Annotated in this window: 1 protein-coding gene; it reads right to left on the reverse strand. The window is 54.3% G+C overall.

Annotation, left to right across the window (positions count from 1 at the left end; translation table 11 throughout):
- Window positions 1–893 (reverse strand): GGDEF domain-containing protein (locus tag P0D96_RS48140; RefSeq protein ID WP_408321386.1); only part of this gene is annotated, 893 nt, incomplete at both ends.

Here is an 893-nt window from a genome sequence, read left to right on the forward strand (position 1 = left end):
TCGGCTGCTTCGACTGCTTCGGCATACGAACAGCCACTAAGCGCGACAACGAACTCTTCGCCGCCATATCGAGCAAGCAGGTCGCCGTCTCGTATCGCTGCCTTGATGCATTTGCCAACAGTCTTTAGACACTCGTCGCCAGCCGAATGTCCATACCTGTCGTTGTACTTCTTAAAGAAATCTACGTCGATAAATAGTACCGCCGTCTCCAGAACAGCCGCAGTTCCCGGTGCAAAATATGAATTGAACTCGGCATCAAAGAAGCGTCTGTTCCCAAGCCCGGTGAGACTATCGACGTAGGCCAACTGCTTCAACTTCTCTTCTTCCGCATTTCGACGTTGTTCGGACAATACGCGGGTATTAATGTCCCTGACGGTAAACGCCATCGCTGCGTGTCCGTCAGTCGGTTCGGCGGGCATCGCGGCAATGAAGCTCCGGACCCATATGAAAGACTGGTCTCTGCGCCGTAACCGGTATTCGACAGACGCCTCCATGTGCTCTGTGCTCGCAGCTGTCATCGCCTGCTTGAGGCGGTGCCAGTCATCCTGATGGACCATCCGTTCTATTTTGCATCCAACCAGGTCGTGGGGCTCGTATCCAAGGGTATGTCTTACGCGGGGAGATACATACTGGAACTCGCCGTTCGAAGCGAGTTGAATAATGACCTCGTCGGAGTGTTCAGCTAACTGGCGAAATCTGCGATGACCGTCGATGACCAGAGAAACGAGTCGATTGCGTTGAACTTGCAACACCGTGATGGGGAGCGCGATAGACAGGGCGGCTACCGTGAAGACCTGAAGCGCAAGGATGCGTTCCTGCATGTTGCTGAAAGTGGTCAACCAGAGCGGCCCCATTCCGCGCACCGTCAGTGGCACAGCAATGCTGATGAAAAG

The organism is Paraburkholderia sp. RL17-347-BIC-D, assembly GCF_046027915.1.
In the GTDB taxonomy this organism is placed as follows: domain Bacteria; phylum Pseudomonadota; class Gammaproteobacteria; order Burkholderiales; family Burkholderiaceae; genus Paraburkholderia.